The following is a 17,899-nucleotide window of genomic DNA, read 5'->3' on the forward strand; positions in this document are numbered from 1 at the left end:
GCGTACGGCCGTCAGCCGAGGAGGCCGCCGACCAGTCCGGGCTTCTTCGGGGCGGTGTCCCCGCCGCCGCTGCCGCCGCTGCCGGAGCTGGAGGACGGGGGCTTCGGGGTGGACTGCCGGGGCGTGCCGCCCGAGTTCGAGCCGCTGCCGGAGCCGCGGGTCGCGGTCGGTGACTGCGAGCCGGTGCCGGCGCTCTGCTTGGTGGTGGAACCGGTGCTGCCGCGGCCGGACTTGGCGGCGGGTGCCGAGGCGCTGGCGGTGGGTTCGGCCGCCTTGGAGGGCTGCTGGGTGGCGGGTTGCTGCCGGGGCTGCGGCTGCTTGCTTCCGGTCGGCGCCTGCGGGAGCGGGGAGCCGGGCAGGTAGTTGCTGGGGGCCTCGCCGGGCCCGGGGACGGTGACCACGGTGGTGGAGCGAACGGCGCCGCCGAGGAGCGAGCCGATGAGCAGGGTGAGTCCGCAGACGAGGGTGGCCATGATGGTTCCGCGGCGCAGGACGCGCCGGCGCAGCCGCCAGATCTCGGAGCGCGGTCCGAGGGTTCGCCAGGCTTCGCTGGCGAGGCGTCCGTCGAGGGAGTAGACGGGGGCCCCGGCGATGATCAGCGGGCTCCAGGCGGCCAGGTAGATGATGTCGGGGGCGTCGTAGGCGGGGACGGTCTTCCAGCTGACCGTCATCAGGAGGGCGGCGGACAGCAGGGCGCCGATGCAGGCGGCGAACCGCTGCCAGAGGCCCAGGACGGTCAGTACGCCGACGATGACCTGGAGGAAAGCGACGCTGAGCCCGGCCCCGACGGGGTGGGCGAGGGCGAAGTCGCGCAGGGGTTCGGCGAGTGCCCAGGGGTGGAGGGTGCGCAGCCAGGTGACCATGGAGCCGCGTTCGCCGCCGTCGAAGTAGACGGGGTCGCACAGCTTGCCCATGCCGGCGTAGATGCAGATGAAGCCGAGGAAGACGCGCAGCGGGAGCAGCACGACGCCGAGGTTCATGCGGCGGCCGGGGTAGTACGAGGCCTGTCCGCGGGTGTCGGAGGGGCTGCGGCGGTAGTCGGCGGCGGCGGCGCCGTCGAGGCCGTCGTACGGGCCGCCGCCGCCCGCGTACCGGGGGTCGTGCGGGAGGTCGCGCACGGAGGTCAGCGGGCGGGTTTCGTCCGGGTCCCCGTACGTGCGCTGGCCGATGACGGTCGGCGTGGCCAGCGTGTCTTCGGCGAGGTCGTGGGCGAGGTCGACGCGGGGGATGGTCTGGGTGGCGCCTCCGTCGAACTCGTCGTGTCCGCGCCCGTGTTCGCGTACGGCCTGGAGGAGTCCGCCCATGGCGGCGGTGTCGCCGGGGGCCGACTTGCCGCTCCAGACGACGGGGGCCCGGCGGCGGCCCGCGCCGGCAGCGGCGGCGACCGCGGCGCCGCCGAGGACGGGCGCGCGGCCGGGGGCGTTCGCGGGCTTGGAACGCGCGCTCGGGCTCGGTGCGAGCCGCACGCGGAAGCTGGCGTGGTTGACGATGACCTGTGCGGGGTCGCACGGCACCTTGACCATGCTCAGCGCGGGCTGGTCGTCGAACCCTGACGTTCTGGTGTCCACACTCATCTAACCGAGTGATCAGTGTTTAGGACACTGCCTTGACAGCAGGGATGTGTCCGAGACCCGTCAAGATCAAGCCACCCCGCCCGAAAGGGGCGGGGTGGCACGCTCACGGGTCACGTTCCATGAGCCAAGTGGATCAAGGCGGCGGTGCCCCCATCAGGGCGGCGGCGCCGCCCGGGGGTCAGACGCGGCCGCGGGTGGCCCGGCGGCGGGCGGCCTCGTAGAGCACGACGCCGGCCGCGACACCGGCGTTCAGCGACTCGGCGCCGCCCGGCATCGGGATGCGGACGAGGTAGTCGCAGTTCTCGCCGACGAGGCGGCCGAGGCCCTTGCCCTCGGAGCCGACGACGATGACGACGGGACCGCCGAGCGCCTCCAGGTCCTGCACCTCGTGCGTGCCCTCGGCGGCGAGGCCGACGATGGCGATGCCGGCCTTCTTGAAGTCCTGGAGGGCGCGGGTCAGGTTGGTGACGCGGGAGACCGGGGTGCGGGCGGCGGTGCCGGCCGAGCTCTTCCAGGCACCGGCGGTCATGCCGGCCGCGCGGCGCTCGGGGATGACGACGCCGTGGCCGCCGAAGGCGGAGACGGAGCGGACGATCGCGCCGAGGTTGCGGGGGTCGGTGACCCCGTCGAGGGCGACGATCAGCGGGTCGTCGCCCTCGTCGTACGCGGCGGCGGTGAGGTCCTCCGGGTGCGCGTACTCGTAGGGCGGGACCTGGAGGACCAGGCCCTGGTGGTTGAGCCCGTTGGTCATGCGGTCGAGCTCGGGGCGCGGGGCTTCCATCAGGTTGATGTTGCCGCGCTCGCCGGCGAGCTGGAGGGCCTCGCGGACGCGCTCGTCGTTGTCGATGAACTGCTGGACGTAGAGGGTGGTGGCGGGTACGCCGTCGCGCAGCGCCTCGAAGACCGGGTTGCGGCCGACGACCATCTCGCTGGTGCCCTTGGGGCCGCCGCGGCGCGGGGCGGGGCGGCGCTTGGCGGCCTGGCGGGCCATGGCGTTGGAGATGCGGTTCGCCTTGTGCTTCTTGCGGTCCTCGGCCTTGGGCGTGGGGCCCTTGCCTTCCAGGCCCTTGCGCCGCTGGCCACCGCTGCCGACCGTGGCGCCCTTCTTGTTGGACGTGCGGCGGTTCCTGCGCTGGCTGTTCCCGGCCATGACCTCTACCTGTTTTCGTTGATCCTGCGATATGTACGTATGAAGAGTGTGCCGCCCGGGAGGCCGGGCGGCACAGTCGGACTGCTCCGGGCGGCCGCGGCTCAGCGCGGGCCGAGCGACCAGCGCGGTCCCGTGGGGCTGTCCTCGATGACCAGGCCCGACTGCTGGAGCTGGTCGCGGATGGCGTCGGCGGTCGCCCAGTCCTTGCGGGCGCGGGCGGACTCGCGCTGCTCCAGGACGAGGCGTACGAGGGTGTCGACGGCGCCGTGGAGCTCCTCGCCGCGGTCGGACTCCCCGGCCCAGTGCGGGTCGAGGGGGTCCAGGCCGAGGACGCCGAGCATGGCGCGCACCTCGGAGAGCCGGGCGATGGCGGCGTCCTTGTCGTCGGCGGCCAGTGCGCTGTTGCCCTGGCGGACCGTGGTGTGGACGATGGCCAGCGCCTGCGGGACGCCCAGGTCGTCGTCCATGGCCTCGGCGAAGGCCGGCGGGACCTCCGGGGCCGGGTCGACGGTCTTGCCGGCCTTCTCGATGACGCGCTGGTAGAAGCCTTCGATGCGCGCGAAGGCGGACTCGGCCTCGCGCAGCGACTCCTCGCTGTACTCGATCATCGAGCGGTAGTGCGGGGTGCCGAGGTAGTAGCGCAGGACGATGGGGCGCCAGGCCTTGACCATCTCGGAGACGAGCACGGAGTTGCCCAGTGACTTGGACATCTTCTCGCCGGACATGGTGACCCAGGCGTTGTGGACCCAGTACTGGGCGAACTCGTCGCCGAAGGCCTTGGCCTGGGCGATCTCGTTCTCGTGGTGGGGGAAGATCAGGTCGAGCCCGCCGCCGTGGATGTCGAAGGCGCTGCCGAGGTACTTGTGCGCCATCGCGGAGCATTCGAGGTGCCAGCCGGGACGGCCGCGGCCCCACGGGGTCTCCCAGTCCGGCTCGCCGGGCTTGGTGGCCTTCCACATGGCGAAGTCGCGGGGGTCGCGCTTGCCGGTGATGCCCTGTTCGGCGGGCTGGCGCAGGTCGTCGATGTCCTGGTTGGACAGCTCCAGGTAGCCCGGGTACGAGCGCACGTCGAAGTAGACGCTGCCGTCGGCCTCGTACGCGTGGCCGCGCTCGATGAGCCCGCGCATCATCTCGATCATCTCGGGCACGTGGCCGGTGGCGCGCGGCTCGTACGTGGGCGGGAGGCAGCCGAGGGCGGTGTAGCCGTCGTTGAAGGCCCGCTCGTTGTCGTAGCCGATGGACCACCAGGGGCGGGCCTGGACCCCGGCCTTGGCGATGATCTTGTCGTCGATGTCGGTGACGTTGCGGACGAAGGTGACGTCGAGGCCGCGGTACTCGAACCAGCGGCGCATGATGTCGAAGTTCAGACCGGAGCGGATGTGCCCGATGTGCGGGGCCGCCTGGACGGTGGCGCCGCAGAGGTAGATCGAGACGCAGCCCGGGACGAGCGGGGTGAAGTCGCGGATCTGCCGGGCGCTGGTGTCGTACAGGCGAATAGTCACGGCATCCAGGGTAGTGGGCCTGTAGCAGTGCCCCGCGACCCTTTCGGCGCGCGGGGGTGCTTTGTTGCGGAAGCGGTGTGGTCGCGGCTGTGGGGCGTCTCGCCGATCAGACCGGATCGGGGAGCCGCGAGCCCGGCCCGATCGGCGTGACTCCGTCTAGGAATTCGCCCGGTACACCAGCGCGGTGGCGATCGCGGCGAGGCCTTCGGCGCGCCCGGTGAGGCCGAGGCCGTCGGTGGTGGTGCCGGAGACGGAGACGGGGGCTCCGGCGGCTGCGGAGAGGGTCTTCTGGGCCTCTTCGCGCCGCTTGCCGATCTTCGGGCGGACGCCGATCACCTGGATGGCGATGTTGCCGATCTCGAAGCCCTCGGCGCGGACGATGCGGGCGGCCTCCGCCAGGAGGGTGACGCCGGCGGCGCCGGACCATTCGGGGCGGGAGGTGCCGAAGTGCGCGCCGAGGTCGCCGACGCCGGCGGCGGAGAACAGGGCGTCGCAGGCCGCGTGGGCGGCGACGTCGCCGTCGGAGTGGCCGGCGAGGCCGTCCTCGCCCTCCCAGAGCAGCCCGGCGCACCACAGCTCGCGCCCGGTCTCGAAGGCGTGTACGTCGGTGCCGATCCCGACGAGCGGGATCAGGGGGACGGCGGGGGAAGCGGCGGGGCTAGTAGGCATCGGTGGCCCTCCTGCGGGCGAGTACGGCCTCGGCGAGGACCAGGTCGAGCGGGCGGGTGACCTTGAAGGCCTCTTCGTGGCCGGGGACCACCATGACGGTGATGCCGAGCTGTTCCACCATTCCGGCGTCGTCGGTGGCGCCCTCGCCGTTGACGGCGATGGCCTCGTGCGCCCGTACGAGGGTCGCGCGGTCGAAGCCCTGCGGGGTCTGTACCGCGCGCAGCCGGGCCCGCTCGGGGGTGGCGACGACCGGCTCGGCCTCGCCGGGCCCGCCGGGCTCGACCTCCTTGACGGTGTCGGCCAGCGGCAGCGCGGGTACCACGGCGGGCGAGCCGTCGCGTACGGCTTCGACGACGGAGTCGACGGTGTCCACGGGGACGAGCGGGCGGGCCGCGTCGTGGATGAGGACGGAGGTGACGTCCGCGGGGAGCGCGGCGAGGCCGGCGCGCACGGAGTCCTGGCGGGTCTCGCCGCCGGGGACGACCAGGATCTCGGTCCGGTCGGGCAGCGTGTGCTCGTCGACGAGCCGGCGCACCTCGGCGGCGCCGTCGGACGGGGCCACGACCACCACGAGGGAGACGGCCCGGGAGCGGGCCATCGCGCGGACGGCGTGGATGAGCATGGGGGTGCCGCCGATGGCCCGAAGGGCCTTGGGGGCGCCGGGGCCGAGGCGTACCCCCCGGCCGGCGGCCGGGATCACCGCGGCGGTGCGGTGGGGACGCGATTCGTCAGACATCAGTAGCTCCGAGCCAGGTTTGTGACTTCGGCCGACATGGGTATGGCCTGAAGGGTGCCGGGTGCGACGCCCTCGCCCCTTCCGTGACGACCGGTCGAGCAGGCTGGTCGGGCAGGCTTCAGGACCCGGCACGCCGGTGGGAAAAGTGCAGCAAAGGTGTGGGTACAGACATGCCGCAGCGCCCGGCAACAGCCCTCTCGTGGAGGAGAGGGCTTGTCATCGGGCACCGCGGCACAACTGTGTGAAGGACTTCTCGCGTCAGGACGCGAGGACCTCGTCGAGGAGGGCCTCCGCCTTGTCCTCGTTGGTGTTCTCCGCGAGCGCGAGCTCGCTCACCAGGATCTGGCGCGCCTTCGCGAGCATGCGCTTCTCGCCCGCGGAAAGCCCGCGCTCACGCTCACGACGCCACAGGTCACGCACCACTTCGGCGACCTTGATGACATCGCCAGAAGCGAGCTTTTCCAGATTTGCCTTGTAGCGCCGGGACCAGTTCGTCGGCTCTTCGGCATACGGTGCACGAAGCACCTCGAAGACCCGGTCCAGCCCGTCCTGGCCGACTACGTCGCGAACGCCGACGAACTCCGCATTGTCCGCAGGCACACGAACCGTCAGGTCGCCCTGGGCGACCTTGAGCACCAAGTAGGTCTTGTCCACGCCTTTGATCTGGCGAGTTTCGATGGCCTCGATCAGCGCGGCCCCGTGATGGGGATAGACCACGGTGTCGCCAACCTTGAACGTCATGTGACAGGTACCCCTTCCGTGGCTATCCAGGGTAACACGAGAACTGACTGTTATGAATGGCGTTTTCGCAGGTCAGGGCACATCTCGGGGCTTGACAACAGCGACACGAACGTGCTGCGAAGGGGTTCCGGAGGGGGGTATTCGCAGGTCGGAGGTGCTGTGCGGACCGGGCGAAACGGCCACGCCACACCCGGCCACCCACCCCGAGAGTGTGACGTACGTCCCGTTTTGCCGGTTTCGAAGCCGGGAAACCGAACTACTCCGTTCGACTGGCGACCACCCGTACGGAGCGGTTCAGGCCCAATCCGGAATTGATCACGGAGGGGTGTTCGAAGGAATCCCGGAATTGATCACCGGGGGTCGTGCGGGAGATATGCGGGAGGCACATGATCGGCAGATGAACGGCACGGGAAGCACGAAGCGCAAGGACGGGGAACGGCGGCGGAAGGGCGCGCCGAAGCGCGGGGCGAACAGCGGGGCGGACAGCGGGGTGAATGCAAGATCGCGGGGTCGGTGCAGGGTGGCCCGTGCGCTGCGGAGGGTCGGGTGCGGGGGCGGGGCGGCGGCTCGGTAACCTAAGCGCGCTGACACACCCTTAGGACGGCTTTACCTCGGCCGCTCTGAGACTGCCCACCCTTCCGTTCCGTACGTCCAAGGAGTTGCCGCCGCCGTGAGCCGCAGCCTTCGACGCGGCGCCCTCGCCGCCACCGCCATCGTGTTCTCGATCGCCTCGCTGGCCGCTTGCGGTGCAGGCAACAACGCGGAGACGCTCCAGATCAAGCCGGACAACGCCGCCGTCACCAAGGGCAACATCAAGATCCAGAACGCACTGGTGATCACCCAGGGCGAGAAGGAGAAGAAGGGCCCGGCCGCCGTCTCCGCGACGCTCTTCAACACCGGCATCAAGCCGCAGACCCTTGACGCCATCACCCTCGTGGGTGGCAAGTCCAAGGTCGTGCTGAAGCCGGCCGAGGGCACGTCCAAGGTCACCGTGCCGGCCGGCGGTTCGATCGTGCTGGGCGGCAAGGGCAACGCCTCCGCCGTGATCGAGGGCGGCGAGGCCGTGCAGACCGGCAACGCGCAGCCGCTCGTCTTCCAGCTGAGCAATGCGGGTGACGTGGAGATCGCCGCCTTCGTCGTCCCGGGCACGGGCATGTACGCGGGCTTCGGCCCGACCGAGGCCCCGATCGCCGCCCCCGGCGCCACGCCGTCGGGCAGCGCCTCCGGCGCCCCCTCGGGCAGCCCGTCCGGCTCCCCGGCCACGACAGCCTCGGGCGCCGCTTCCGGCGCCCCGGCGGGAACGGCCTCGGGGTCCCCGTCGAGCTCCCCCTCGCACAGCGCCGGCCACTGAGCCTGCGGCAACACGCGCGAAAGGGCCCCGTCCGCAGAAGCGGACGGGGCCCTTTTCGTCTGCCCGCCCGCGCCGGGCGGGGCGGGGCGGGGCGGGGCGGGGCGGCGGCGGTTTACGGCTCGAACTTGTAGCCCAGGCCGCGGACCGTGACCAGGTAGCGCGGGGCTCCCGGGTCGGGCTCGATCTTGGCGCGCAGGCGCTTGACGTGGACGTCCAGGGTCTTGGTGTCGCCGACGTAGTCGGCGCCCCAGACCCGGTCGATCAGCTGCATGCGGGTCAGGACGCGGCCCGCGTTGCGCAGCAGCATCTCCAGCAGGTCGAACTCCTTCAGCGGGAGGTCCACCTTGGCTCCGGCGACGGTGACCACGTGGCGGTCGACGTCCATCCGTACGGGGCCGGCCTCCAGCGCGGCCGGGGTGACCTCCTCCGGCTCGCCGCGGCGGCGCAGGACCGCGCGGATGCGGGCGACCAGCTCCCGCGAGGAGAAGGGCTTGGTGACGTAGTCGTCGGCTCCTATCTCCAGCCCGACGACCTTGTCGATCTCGCTGTCCTTGGCGGTCACCATGATGACGGGCACGTTGGAGCGGCCGCGCAGCTGCCGGCAGACCTCCGTGCCGGGCAGGCCGGGGAGCATCAGGTCGAGGAGGACGAGGTCGGCGCCGTTGCGCTCGAACTCGTCGAGCCCGTCGGGCCCGGTCGCGGCGATGGCGACCTCGAAGCCCTCCTTGCGGAGCATGTAGGACAGGGCGTCGCTGAAGGATTCCTCATCCTCGACGACGAGCACTCGGGTCACGGAAGGACCTCCGGGGCAGGAATGGCTGGTTCTGTTCAGGCAGGGGTGGGGTGGCTCGGTGCGGGGGCGGGCTCCGCGGCCGGGGCGCTCGCGGGTGCCGGGGCGGCTGCTTCCGGCAGGCGCAGGGTGAACGTGGAGCCCTGACCCTCCGAGCTCCAGACGGACACCTCCCCGCCGTGCGAGGCCGCTACGTGCTTCACGATCGCAAGGCCGAGGCCGGTTCCTCCCGTGGCACGGGAGCGGGCCGGGTCCACGCGGTAGAAGCGCTCGAAGATGCGCTCGCGGTCCTTTTCCGGGATGCCGATGCCCTGGTCGGTCACGGCGATCTCGATCAAGTCTCCCCCAGGTGCCGCGACCTTGCGTCCGGCTATGCCGACGCGGGTGCGGGCGGGGCTGTAGTTGACGGCGTTCTCGACCAGGTTCCCGAGGGCCGCCGCCAGCTGGCCGCGGTGGCCCCAGACGCGCAGGTCGGCGGTGCCGCCCGCGGCCATGGTGATCTGCTTGGAGGACGCCGTGTGGCGGCAGCGGTCGATGGCCTCGGCCACCAGCGTGTCCACCCGCACGGGCTCCGCGTCCTCCAGCGGGTCGTCGTTCTGCACCCGGGAGAGGTCGATGAGCTCCTGTACGAGGTTGATCAGGCGGGTGGCCTCGATCTGCATGCGGCCCGCGAAGCGGCTGACCGCCTCGGGGTCGTCCGAGGCGTCCATGACGGCCTCGGACAGCAGGGAGATGGCTCCGACCGGCGTCTTCAGCTCGTGCGAGACGTTCGCGACGAAGTCGCGCCGCACGGCCTCGATGCGGCGGGCCTCGGTGAGGTCCTCGACCAGCAGCAGGACCAGCCGGGAGCCGAGCGGGGCGACGCGCGCCGAGACCGCGAGGGCCTCGCCGCGGCCGGTGCCGCGCCGGGGCAGGTCGAGCTCGACCTGGCGTATCTCCCCGTCGCGGCGGGTGTCGCGGGCCATGTGGAGCATGGGCTCGACGGCCAGTTTGCCGCCGCGTACGAGTCCGAGGGCGTAGGCGGCCGAGCTGGCCTTGACCACCGCGTCGCCCTCGTCGAGTACGACGGCGGAGGAGCGGAGCACGGAGAGGACGGTGTCCACGCCGGGCGGGAGCACCGCGTTGATGTCGGGGCGCATGGAGCTCCGGGTGGGGCGGGCCTGGTCGCGCTCGCTCCAGCGGAACGCCAGCATCGCGATCACACCGGTGCAAAGACCGGCGATCGCTGCAGCTGCGGCGACCGCCGCGTTCACGTCCATGCCTCAAGGTTAAGCAGGCCCGACGGCACTTCCACAGCCGTTCGGGTGGCACCTCGAACAGTCGTCGCCCAGAGTTCACCGTGACGACGGGGTTGATTCACTTGTGGTGCCGAAGTCGGACGCGTTCGGCGCCCACCGTGTCAACGTGGGGGCACGAGGCCGCCCCGGCCCGTCCCACACGGGCAGCAGAGGCAGTAGGCAAGAGAGGGACAAGCCATGCGTGACGCGTACCACGAGGAACTGGACTCCATCGGGGAAGGCCTGGTCGAGATGGCCCGGCTCGTCGGTTCCGCGATCGGGCGGGCCACGACGTCCATGCTCGACGCCGACCTGAAGCTCGCCGAGAGCGTCATCGCCGCCGACCAGAAGGTGGACGACCTCCAGCACGACCTGGAGGCCCGCGCCATCGCGCTGCTGGCCCGCCAGCAGCCGGTCGCCACCGACCTGCGCATCGTGGTGACCTCGCTGCGCATGTCGGCCGACCTGGAGCGCTCGGGCGACCTGGCCCAGCACGTGGCGAAGCTGGCCCGGCTGCGCTTCCCGGACACCGCCGTACCGCGGGACCTGCACGCCACCATCCTGGAGATGGGTCAGCTGGCGCAGCGCCTGATGGCGAAGGCCGCCGAGGTCATCATCACGAAGGACGTCGACCTGGCCCTCCAGCTGGAGCAGGACGACGACGAGATGGACCAGCTGCACCGCACGCTCTTCCAGCACCTGATGGACGACCGCTGGAAGCACGGCATCGAGACCGCGGTGGACGTGACCCTGCTGGGCCGCTACTACGAGCGCTTCGCGGACCACGCCGTGTCGGTGGCCAAGCGCGTGGTCTACCTGGTGACGGGCGAGCACGCGGACGAGCTGCAGGCGCCGACGGTGGTCGACGGGGTCTGAGCCGTTCTGCTCCAGTGCGCCGTTGACGCGCCCGTGCGGCTGGGCATGAATGAGGCGAAGGCAGTACGACGCCACGCACGCCGCCTGCGAGGAGGATCCATGCCCGATTCCCCCGTCCCCATCACACCCGAGCACGAGCAGCCACAGCCACGGTCCGAACCCCTGCGGCTCCCGCTGCTCGCGGCCTGCGGTTGCGGCTCGGGCTGCGGCTGCGGCTGCCAATCCGGCGCGCCCTGCCAGTGCGGCGGCTGACCCCGCCGAACCGGCTCGGCGGCCCGGCCGTCACGGCACCAGGCGCAAGGAGAGGCCCCCTGCCCGCGGAGTCCGCGACCAGGGGGTCTCACGCCTTTGCCGGTTCCGGCTGCCGGTCCTACCAGAACACGACGAGGTAGCCGTTGCCGCCCACGCCGCCGGGGTCACCCGCGGTACCGGGGGCGCCGCCGCCCGCACCGCCGGTGCCGCCGTCGCCGCCCGCGCCGGTGTTCGTCGCCGGGAGCTGCACGATGCCGTCGACGGCGGCTCCGCCGGCCCCGCCCTGGTCGCCGCTGCGACCGTTCGCACCGGTGCGGTTCGTCACGTCGGCGCTGCTGCAGGTGCCCGTGCCGCCGGTGCCGCCCGGACCCGGGGTGCCCGCCGCGGCCGTACCACCACCACCGCCGCCGCCACCGCCGGTGCCGCCCGAGGCGCTGAGCTGGATGCCGCCCGAGGAGGTCAGCGTCGTCGCGCTGCCGGTTCCGCCGGTGCCTCCCGCCTGTCCGGGGTTGCCGCCGACGGGACCACCGGGTCCGGCCGTACCGGCGCCGCCGCCGGAGCCGACGTCCACCGTGTAGCTCTGGCCCGGCTTCACCTTGATGACGCACCAGGTGAACCCGCCGGCTCCGCCGCCACCGCCGGTGCCCCCCGTACCGGTCAGCGTCGCGCTCGCACCGCCGCCTCCGCCGCCTCCGCCACCACCGGCGCCCCAGGCCTGGACGTGCACCGAGGTGACGCCCTCGGGCGCCGTGAAGAACCCGTCCGCGGTGAAGTCCCGCAGGCCGTGGATGACGGTGGGCGCCTGCGGCTCCTTGGGCTTGGGCCGGTCGCCCCCGCCGTGGGGGCCGTCGTACGCGAGTGCGCCGGGTGCCGTGATGAGCAGCTGGCCGGAGAGCGCCACCGCGGCGAGGGCGGAGGCGAGGAGCATCCGGCGGGGGGCGCGGGAGCGCTGGGAAACGGGCTTCTGGTTCACGGAGCGAGTTCCTTCCCCGCGGCGGGCCGAGGCTCGCGCGGAGGACGAGGGGTGCGGGACCGGTCGGCCCGCGAGCCCATCGGACCCGCAACCCCGGTGCCCCGCACCCCGGAAGCCCGGTGCTTGGCCCGCGCAGGTGAGCGCTTGGTCCACCCGAGCGTTCAGGGTCCGCGGCCGGTGCGCCGGGCCGAACCCGAAACGACCAAGCCCCTGACCTGCGCCGTGCAGCGCGAACCAGCGTCCGCAGAGCCGGTAGCCGGTAACCGGAGAGGGCAGCGGGGTGGATTCCGGCGAGGTGGACGGTGGCGTTCTTGTCGTATCGGGGTCAGCCCGCGGCGGGATGGAACTTCGTTCCCACCAGACCGCCGTACCGATCGATTTCGTACGGCGCCGCGCCGGCTGACGTCTGTCGGTCCTGTCCCGTCGCGCCGTCCAGGACGATCGACTCGTCGCCGACTTCCCCGTACACGGCGCCGTGCCAGAATCCGCTGACCTTCGGCACCTTCCGTCCGGAGCCACCCGGCAGCGTCCATCGCTGCTGCACGGAAGCGGCGTCGAACACGGTGATCCCGCGCTCGGCCTCCCCGTAGCCGTACCTGGAGCACAAGACCAGGGACTGTGCGTCATGGCGGCACCGCCAGCCCTTGCCGACGAGCGCCGCTCGCTGCTCGCCGGTGACCGCGTCCACGACGAGTGTCTTGTCGGCGACGGTTGCGCTCAGCAGCCGCGACGCGGCTGCTGCCGGCTCCTTCGCCTCCGCCAGGGTCCACCGCTGTTCGCCCGTGACCGCGGCAAGTCCCAGCAGCCTGCCTTCGCCGTACCCCGTGCTCTCGCCGCCTGCAACGACACCGTCGGCCAGGGTCACCGCGCTGAACTGGGCCTTCTTCCAGCGGAGGGCGCCCGTGGAGGGGTAGACGGCATACGTGGTGCCGGCCGCGGCGACGAGCGCTGTGGTGGCATCGACTCCGATGATCCGCGGCGCCGTGACCGAGGAGGCACCGACAGCGACCTCGGCCGACCACGCCGTCTTGCCGGTAGCCGTCTCAACGGCCTCCACCTCGATGGCGTCCCGGTCAGGCGTTGTGCCTTCGCCCTTCACGTTCCTGCCCCAAGCGGCGTACACGGTCTTGCCGTCAGCCGACACGAGGGGAGCGGCACGGTCGCTTCCGAACCCGCCCTTCGCCGCGGGGTGCTTCGTCGTCGACTCCCACCGCAGGTCACCGGTCTGGGTGTCGATCGCCTCCAGCCCCTCCTCGGCGGTGACGTAGGCAATCCCGTCGGCAAGCGTGACCGCGGGCCGTGTCGCGTCCCCGCTCGCCGTACTCGGCTGCTTGGCATCCGGTAGTTCGACCGCGGACCCCTCGAAGCGCACGGGCGGGTCGAAAGCCGGACGGCTCGGCTTCGCGGAAGCCGCCGGGGACTGTCCGGCCGACTTGCCCGGCGCCTTCGCATCCGATGAGCCGCCGTCTCCACAGGCGGCCAGCGCCGTTGACGCCAGCGCCAGCCCCACCGCAGCTGTGGCCCACCGTTTCGTTCTGCCCGCCCGTCCCATTTCTCCCCCAGCCGCTAAGGTCTTCGTGATCACGAAGACCTTAGCGGCTGGGATTTCCTGAGATCGGCAAGTTCTCCGGCCACCCCGCAGCGGAGGCGGAAGGGCCTCACTGCCACGGGATGTTGCTCTGCGCCCGGACGGGCCCCCCGGTGCGGGCCCACAGTGGGCCCGGGGCAAACGAATGCCCCCGATCTGCGCCGTGTGCGCAGGTCAGGGGCATGATCGCTTTTCTTACTTCTTCTTGCCCTGGTTCTTGACGGCCTCGATGGCGGCGGCCGCGGCGGCCGGGTCGAGGTAGGTGCCGCCCGGCTTGAGGGGCTTGAACTCGGCGTCCAGCTCGTAGGCGAGCGGGATGCCGGTCGGGATGTTCAGGCCCGCGATGTCGGCGTCGGAGATGCCGTCCAGGTGCTTGACCAGCGCGCGCAGCGAGTTGCCGTGCGCGGCGACCAGGACCGTGCGGCCCGCGAGGAGGTCCGGGACGATGCCGTCGTACCAGTACGGGAGCATGCGGACGACGACGTCCTTCAGGCACTCCGTCTTCGGGCGCAGCTCCGGCGGGATCGTCGCGTAGCGCGGGTCCTCGGACTGCGAGAACTCCGTACCGTCCTCAAGGGCCGGCGGCGGGGTGTCGTACGAGCGGCGCCACAGCATGAACTGCTCCTCGCCGAACTCGGCGAGCGTCTGGGCCTTGTCCTTGCCCTGGAGCGCACCGTAGTGGCGCTCGTTCAGGCGCCAGGAGCGGTGGACCGGGATCCAGTGGCGGTCGGCGGCCTCCAGCGCGAGCTGGGCGGTGCGGATCGCGCGCTTCTGGAGGGACGTGTGGAGCACGTCGGGGAGGAGGTCGGCGTCCTTCAGGAGTTCGCCACCGCGGACTGCCTCCTTCTCGCCCTTCTCGTTGAGATTGACGTCCACCCAGCCGGTGAACAGGTTCTTCGCGTTCCACTCGCTCTCGCCGTGGCGGAGGAGGATCAGCTTGTACGGTGCGTCGGCCATGCGTACGAGCCTAATGGACGCGCGGGGGCGCCCGCGCGCGTGTCCACGGCCGCCCACGAGCCGTGGATTGACGGTGCGCGTCAATCCGGTGGCCTTCGCCGATCCCCCACCCGTACGGTGCGTTGAGCAGGAGAGACGCTTACACCACCGGGGGGAATCCGTTATGTCGGTCGCCAGTCTCAGACGGGCGGCGCGCGAGAGCGTGGCCGGCCTCCCCCGCGAGTTCTGGTGGCTGTGGACCAGCACCCTGGTGAACAGGCTCGGGGCTTTCGTCGCCACGTTCATGACCTTGTACCTGACCGTGGACCGGGGCTATTCGGCCTCCTTCGCGGGACTCGTGGTCGCCCTGCACGGGCTCGGCGGGGTCGTCTCCTCGCTCGGTGCGGGCGTGATGACCGACCGCCTCGGCCGGCGCCCCACGATGCTGGCGGCCCAGGCCTCGACGGCGTTCTCGGTGGCGCTGCTCGGCTTCATGGAGCACCCGGCGGCGATCGCGGCGGTGGCGCTGCTGGTCGGCATGACCTCGAACGCCTCGCGCCCGGCGGTGCAGGCGATGATGGCGGACATCGTCCGCCCGGAGGACCGGGTCCGGGCCTTCGCGCTGAACTACTGGGCGATCAACCTCGGCTTCGCCGTCTCGGCGACGGTGGCGGGCTTCGTCGCCGAGTACAGCTACCTGGCCGGCTTCCTCGGCGAGGCCGCGCTCACGCTGCTCTGCGCGGTGCTGGTGTTCGTGAAGCTGCCGGAGTCGCGGCCGGAGCGGACCGCCGCGGAGCGGGCCGTGGCCGAACCGGAGATCGGGCTCGGGACGGTGCTGAGGGACGGGCGCTTCATGGGCGTGGTCGGGCTGTCGTTCCTGATCTCGCTGATCTTCACGCAGGGGGCGTTCGGACTGCCGCTGGCGATGGGGGCGGGCGGGTTCTCGACCGCGGACTACGGCATGGTCTGCGCCGTGAACGGGGTGCTGATCGTGCTGGTGCAGATCCCGGTCACCCGTTTCATCGAGAAGGGCGACCCGCAGAAGCTGCTGGTGGTCTCCGCGCTGCTGGCCGGGTACGGGTTCGGGCTGACGGCCTTCGCCGGGTCGGTGTGGAGCCTGGGGCTGACGGTCCTCGTGTGGACGCTGGCCGAGATCATCAACTCGCCGACCCAGATGGGCCTGGTCGCCCGGCTCTCCCCGCTGCACGGGCGCGGGCGTTACCAGGGCATGTACACGATGTCCTGGGCGGTGGCCTCGCTGGTGGCACCGCTGATGGCCGGTTTCATGATCGACCGGTGGGGTGCGGGATGGCTCTGGGCCGCCGTGGCCGTGCTGGGCACGGTGGCGGCCCTCGGGTACTGGCTGCTGATGCGCAACCTCGCCGGGAGCGAGCCCGGCTCCGGGTCGGTGGTCACGGCGTCGGCCGCCCCGGCCGCCACAGCCGCCCCGGCCCCGGTCGCGGCCGTCGCCGAGGCGTAGGCGGCGGGTCCGCTCCCGTACGCGGTCAGGACGACGGCTGCGTCAGGTGCTTGAAGGCGTCCAGGTTGCGCGTCGGCTCGCCGCGCGAGACGCGCCACTCGTATTCGCGCCGGATCGCGCCCGCGAAACCCAGCTCCAACAGGGTGTTGAACGCGCCGTCCGCCGCCTCCAGGACCGTGCCGAGCAGCCGGTCCAGGTCCTCGGGGGTGATGACCGACAGCGGGAGCCGGGCCGTCAGGTAGACGTCGCCGAGCGGGTCGACCGCGTAGGCCATCCCGTACAGCTTGAGGTTGCGTTCCAGCAGCCAGCGGTGGACGCCCGCCTCGTTCTCGTCGGGGTGGCGGATCACGAAGGCGTTGACCGACAGGGAGTGCCGGCCGACCCGCAACGAGCAGGTCGTGGACAGCTTGCGCGTGCCGGGGAGCCGGACGACGTAGGAGCCGGGCTCGGGGCTCTCCCAGCCCAGTTCGGCCTCGGTCAGCGTGCTCTCGATGATCGCGGCGGTGTCAGCCATGGTGGGAGCGTACGCGACGGCGGTGATCATGCATGGCCGCGGTGTACACGTCCGCCGTACCGCTCGCCGCCGTGTCCCAGCCGAAGAACTGCGCGTGCCGCGCCGCCTCGGCGCCCATCCGGTCCGCGAGCCCCGGCTCGTCCACGAAGCGCCGCAGCTCGCGGGCGTAGTCCACCGGGTCGTGCCCGGGTACGAGGATCCCCGTCACCCCGTCGTTGACGGCGACGGGCAGCCCGCCGACCGCGGCGGCCAGTACGGGCGTGCCGGTGGCCTGGGCCTCGATCGCGACGAGTCCGAAGGACTCGTTGTACGAGGGCATGACCAGCACGGACGCCGCCCGGAACCAGTCGGCGAGCGCGTCCTGGCGGACCGGCGGGTGGAAGTGGACGATGTCGGCGATGCCCAGCTTCGCGGCCAGCTTCTGCAGCCCCTCCGGCTTGGCGAGCCCGCTGCCGCTGGGCCCGCCGACGACCGGGACGAACAGGCGCCGGCGCAGCGTCGGGTCCCGGTCGACGAGCTCGGCGACCGCGCGCAGCAGGATGTCGGGGGCCTTGAGCGGCTGGATCCGGCCCGCGAAGAGCGGGATCACGGCGTCCTGGGGAAGGCCGAGGCGGGCGCGGGCGGCGGCCCGGCCGTCGCCGGCGGTGAAGCGGTCGAGGTTCACGCCGGGGTGCACGACGGCCACCTTGCCGGGGTCGGCCTCGTAGTGGCGGACGAGCTCGTCCGCCTCTTCGGTGGTGTTCGCGATGAGCCGGTCGGCCGCGGACACGATCTGGGTCTCGCCGATGACGCGGGCGGCGGGCTCGGGGGTGTCGCCCGCGGCGAGCGCGGCGTTCTTCACCTTGGCCATGGTGTGCATGGCGTGGACGAGGGGGACGCCCCAGCGCTCGGCGGCGAGCCAGCCCACGTGGCCGGAGAGCCAGTAGTGGGAGTGGACGAGGTCGTAGTAGCCGGGCCGGTGGCCGGCCCAGGCCTGCATGACGCCGTGGGTGAAGGCGCACAGCTGGGCCGGGAGCTCCTCCTTGGCGAGGCCCTCGTACGGGCCCGCGTCCACGTGCCGTACGAGGACGCCCGGGGCCAGCTCGACCACGGGCGGCAGACCGCCCTCGGTGGCGCGGGTGAAGACCTCGACCTCGATGTTGATCGCGGCGAGGCGCTTGGCCAGCTCGACGATGTAGACGTTCATGCCGCCGGCGTCGCCGGTGCCGGGCTGGTGCAGCGGTGAGGTGTGCACGCTGAGCATGGCCACGCGGCGCGGCCTGCGGTGGTGGCCGACGGCCGGCAGGCGCAGCCGGGGCGGGTCGAGACGGGTGCCGCGGGCTGCGGCGATGCGGCCGCCGAGGCGGGACACGTACTGGCTCAAGGGAGCAGTTCCTCTCGCTCGGACGACACTCGGACGGCGCACGGTGGATCGGGTGAAGCGGGTGGAGCGGGTGAAGCGGGTGGAGCACCGTGCGGGGCGCGGACAGGACACGGACAGGGCATGCCGG

The 17,899-nt window shown here is 72.0% G+C and carries 16 protein-coding genes; 3 read left to right on the forward strand and 13 right to left on the reverse strand.

The genetic code is table 11. The features are described 5' to 3' along the window. Positions 1 to 11: 11 nt before the first annotated feature. The 6 genes from AB0M92_RS05205 to AB0M92_RS05230 form a co-directional block, all read right to left on the reverse strand. The gene (locus AB0M92_RS05205; RefSeq protein ID WP_366100718.1) at positions 12 to 1,574 is read right to left on the reverse strand and encodes a DoxX family protein; all 1,563 of its coding nucleotides are present in this window, start codon (positions 1,572 to 1,574) and stop codon (positions 12 to 14) included. A gap of 178 nt (positions 1,575 to 1,752) precedes the next feature. Continuing rightward, positions 1,753 to 2,724, reverse strand: coding sequence for a 23S rRNA (guanosine(2251)-2'-O)-methyltransferase RlmB (rlmB, locus tag AB0M92_RS05210; protein WP_366100719.1), 972 nt, complete (start codon positions 2,722 to 2,724; stop codon positions 1,753 to 1,755). A 101-nt stretch (positions 2,725 to 2,825) separates the two neighbouring features. After that, positions 2,826 to 4,226, reverse strand: coding sequence for a cysteine--tRNA ligase (cysS, locus tag AB0M92_RS05215; RefSeq protein ID WP_366100720.1), 1,401 nt, complete (start codon positions 4,224 to 4,226; stop codon positions 2,826 to 2,828). A gap of 156 nt (positions 4,227 to 4,382) precedes the next feature. Beyond that, positions 4,383 to 4,895, reverse strand: coding sequence for a 2-C-methyl-D-erythritol 2,4-cyclodiphosphate synthase (ispF, locus tag AB0M92_RS05220; protein ID WP_366100721.1), 513 nt, complete (start codon positions 4,893 to 4,895; stop codon positions 4,383 to 4,385). After that, positions 4,885 to 5,631, reverse strand: coding sequence for a 2-C-methyl-D-erythritol 4-phosphate cytidylyltransferase (ispD, locus tag AB0M92_RS05225; protein ID WP_366100722.1), 747 nt, complete (start codon positions 5,629 to 5,631; stop codon positions 4,885 to 4,887). Before ispD ends, ispF begins: the two co-directional genes overlap by 11 nt. Before the next feature lie 258 nt (positions 5,632 to 5,889). Continuing rightward, on the reverse strand, positions 5,890 to 6,372 hold the full coding sequence (locus AB0M92_RS05230; RefSeq protein ID WP_003953493.1) for a CarD family transcriptional regulator: 483 nt from the start codon (positions 6,370 to 6,372) through the stop codon (positions 5,890 to 5,892). Positions 6,373 to 7,042: 670 nt separating this feature from the next. Here AB0M92_RS05230 and AB0M92_RS05235 point away from each other — a divergent pair. After that, positions 7,043 to 7,723: a DUF461 domain-containing protein gene (locus AB0M92_RS05235; protein WP_366100723.1), complete on the forward strand. Its 681-nt coding sequence runs from the start codon at positions 7,043 to 7,045 to the stop codon at positions 7,721 to 7,723. 112 nt (positions 7,724 to 7,835) lie between these two features. On the opposite strand, the gene AB0M92_RS05240 is transcribed toward AB0M92_RS05235, so the two are convergent. Next, on the reverse strand, positions 7,836 to 8,516 hold the full coding sequence (locus AB0M92_RS05240) for a response regulator transcription factor (protein WP_007265514.1): 681 nt from the start codon (positions 8,514 to 8,516) through the stop codon (positions 7,836 to 7,838). A 35-nt stretch (positions 8,517 to 8,551) separates the two neighbouring features. Next, the gene (locus AB0M92_RS05245) at positions 8,552 to 9,772 is read right to left on the reverse strand and encodes an ATP-binding protein (RefSeq protein ID WP_366100724.1); all 1,221 of its coding nucleotides are present in this window, start codon (positions 9,770 to 9,772) and stop codon (positions 8,552 to 8,554) included. 216 nt (positions 9,773 to 9,988) lie between these two features. Between AB0M92_RS05245 and phoU the strand changes: the two genes are divergently transcribed. Further along, positions 9,989 to 10,666, forward strand: coding sequence for a phosphate signaling complex protein PhoU (gene phoU / locus AB0M92_RS05250; RefSeq protein WP_030157050.1), 678 nt, complete (start codon positions 9,989 to 9,991; stop codon positions 10,664 to 10,666). 370 nt (positions 10,667 to 11,036) lie between these two features. Here phoU and AB0M92_RS05255 read toward each other — a convergent pair whose 3' ends face one another. The 3 genes from AB0M92_RS05255 to AB0M92_RS05265 form a co-directional block, all read right to left on the reverse strand. Further along, positions 11,037 to 11,891, reverse strand: coding sequence for a hypothetical protein (locus tag AB0M92_RS05255; RefSeq protein WP_366100725.1), 855 nt, complete (start codon positions 11,889 to 11,891; stop codon positions 11,037 to 11,039). A gap of 325 nt (positions 11,892 to 12,216) precedes the next feature. Further along, positions 12,217 to 13,476, reverse strand: a complete 1,260-nt coding sequence (locus AB0M92_RS05260; RefSeq protein WP_366100726.1) for a PQQ-binding-like beta-propeller repeat protein — start codon at positions 13,474 to 13,476, stop codon at positions 12,217 to 12,219. A gap of 198 nt (positions 13,477 to 13,674) precedes the next feature. Next, positions 13,675 to 14,436: a phosphoglyceromutase gene (locus tag AB0M92_RS05265; protein ID WP_366100727.1), complete on the reverse strand. Its 762-nt coding sequence runs from the start codon at positions 14,434 to 14,436 to the stop codon at positions 13,675 to 13,677. Positions 14,437 to 14,599: 163 nt separating this feature from the next. On the opposite strand from AB0M92_RS05265, the gene AB0M92_RS05270 reads away from it, so the two are divergent. Continuing rightward, entirely contained in the window at positions 14,600 to 15,895 is a 1,296-nt protein-coding gene (locus tag AB0M92_RS05270; protein ID WP_366100728.1) for an MFS transporter, read from the forward strand. 25 nt (positions 15,896 to 15,920) lie between these two features. On the opposite strand, the gene AB0M92_RS05275 is transcribed toward AB0M92_RS05270, so the two are convergent. Further along, a complete protein-coding gene (locus tag AB0M92_RS05275) occupies positions 15,921 to 16,409 on the reverse strand; it encodes a YbjN domain-containing protein (RefSeq protein ID WP_366100729.1) in 489 nt (162 codons plus the stop codon). After that, positions 16,402 to 17,772, reverse strand: a complete 1,371-nt coding sequence (mshA, locus tag AB0M92_RS05280; RefSeq protein WP_366100730.1) for a D-inositol-3-phosphate glycosyltransferase — start codon at positions 17,770 to 17,772, stop codon at positions 16,402 to 16,404. The genes AB0M92_RS05275 and mshA overlap by 8 nt, the downstream gene beginning before the upstream one ends. Between the last annotated feature and the right edge of the window lie 127 nt (positions 17,773 to 17,899).

Source organism: Streptomyces sp. NPDC051582 (genome assembly GCF_040681715.1).
GTDB lineage: Bacteria > Actinomycetota > Actinomycetes > Streptomycetales > Streptomycetaceae > Streptomyces.

Excerpts from the sequence above, each read along its gene's own strand:
- AB0M92_RS05230 (WP_003953493.1), bottom strand. The coding sequence starts at position 6,372 with ATGACGTTCAAGGTTGGCGACACCGTGGTCTATCCCCATCACGGGGCC.
- ispD (WP_366100722.1), bottom strand. The coding sequence starts at position 5,631 with ATGTCTGACGAATCGCGTCCCCACCGCACCGCCGCGGTGATCCCGGCC.
- AB0M92_RS05270 (WP_366100728.1), top strand. The coding sequence starts at position 14,600 with ATGTCGGTCGCCAGTCTCAGACGGGCGGCGCGCGAGAGCGTGGCCGGC.
- AB0M92_RS05265 (WP_366100727.1), bottom strand. The coding sequence starts at position 14,436 with ATGGCCGACGCACCGTACAAGCTGATCCTCCTCCGCCACGGCGAGAGC.
- phoU (WP_030157050.1), top strand. The coding sequence starts at position 9,989 with ATGCGTGACGCGTACCACGAGGAACTGGACTCCATCGGGGAAGGCCTG.
- AB0M92_RS05205 (WP_366100718.1), bottom strand. The coding sequence starts at position 1,574 with ATGAGTGTGGACACCAGAACGTCAGGGTTCGACGACCAGCCCGCGCTG.
- AB0M92_RS05245 (WP_366100724.1), bottom strand. The coding sequence starts at position 9,772 with ATGGACGTGAACGCGGCGGTCGCCGCAGCTGCAGCGATCGCCGGTCTT.
- ispF (WP_366100721.1), bottom strand. The coding sequence starts at position 4,895 with ATGCCTACTAGCCCCGCCGCTTCCCCCGCCGTCCCCCTGATCCCGCTC.
- rlmB (WP_366100719.1), bottom strand. The coding sequence starts at position 2,724 with ATGGCCGGGAACAGCCAGCGCAGGAACCGCCGCACGTCCAACAAGAAG.
- AB0M92_RS05275 (WP_366100729.1), bottom strand. The coding sequence starts at position 16,409 with ATGGCTGACACCGCCGCGATCATCGAGAGCACGCTGACCGAGGCCGAA.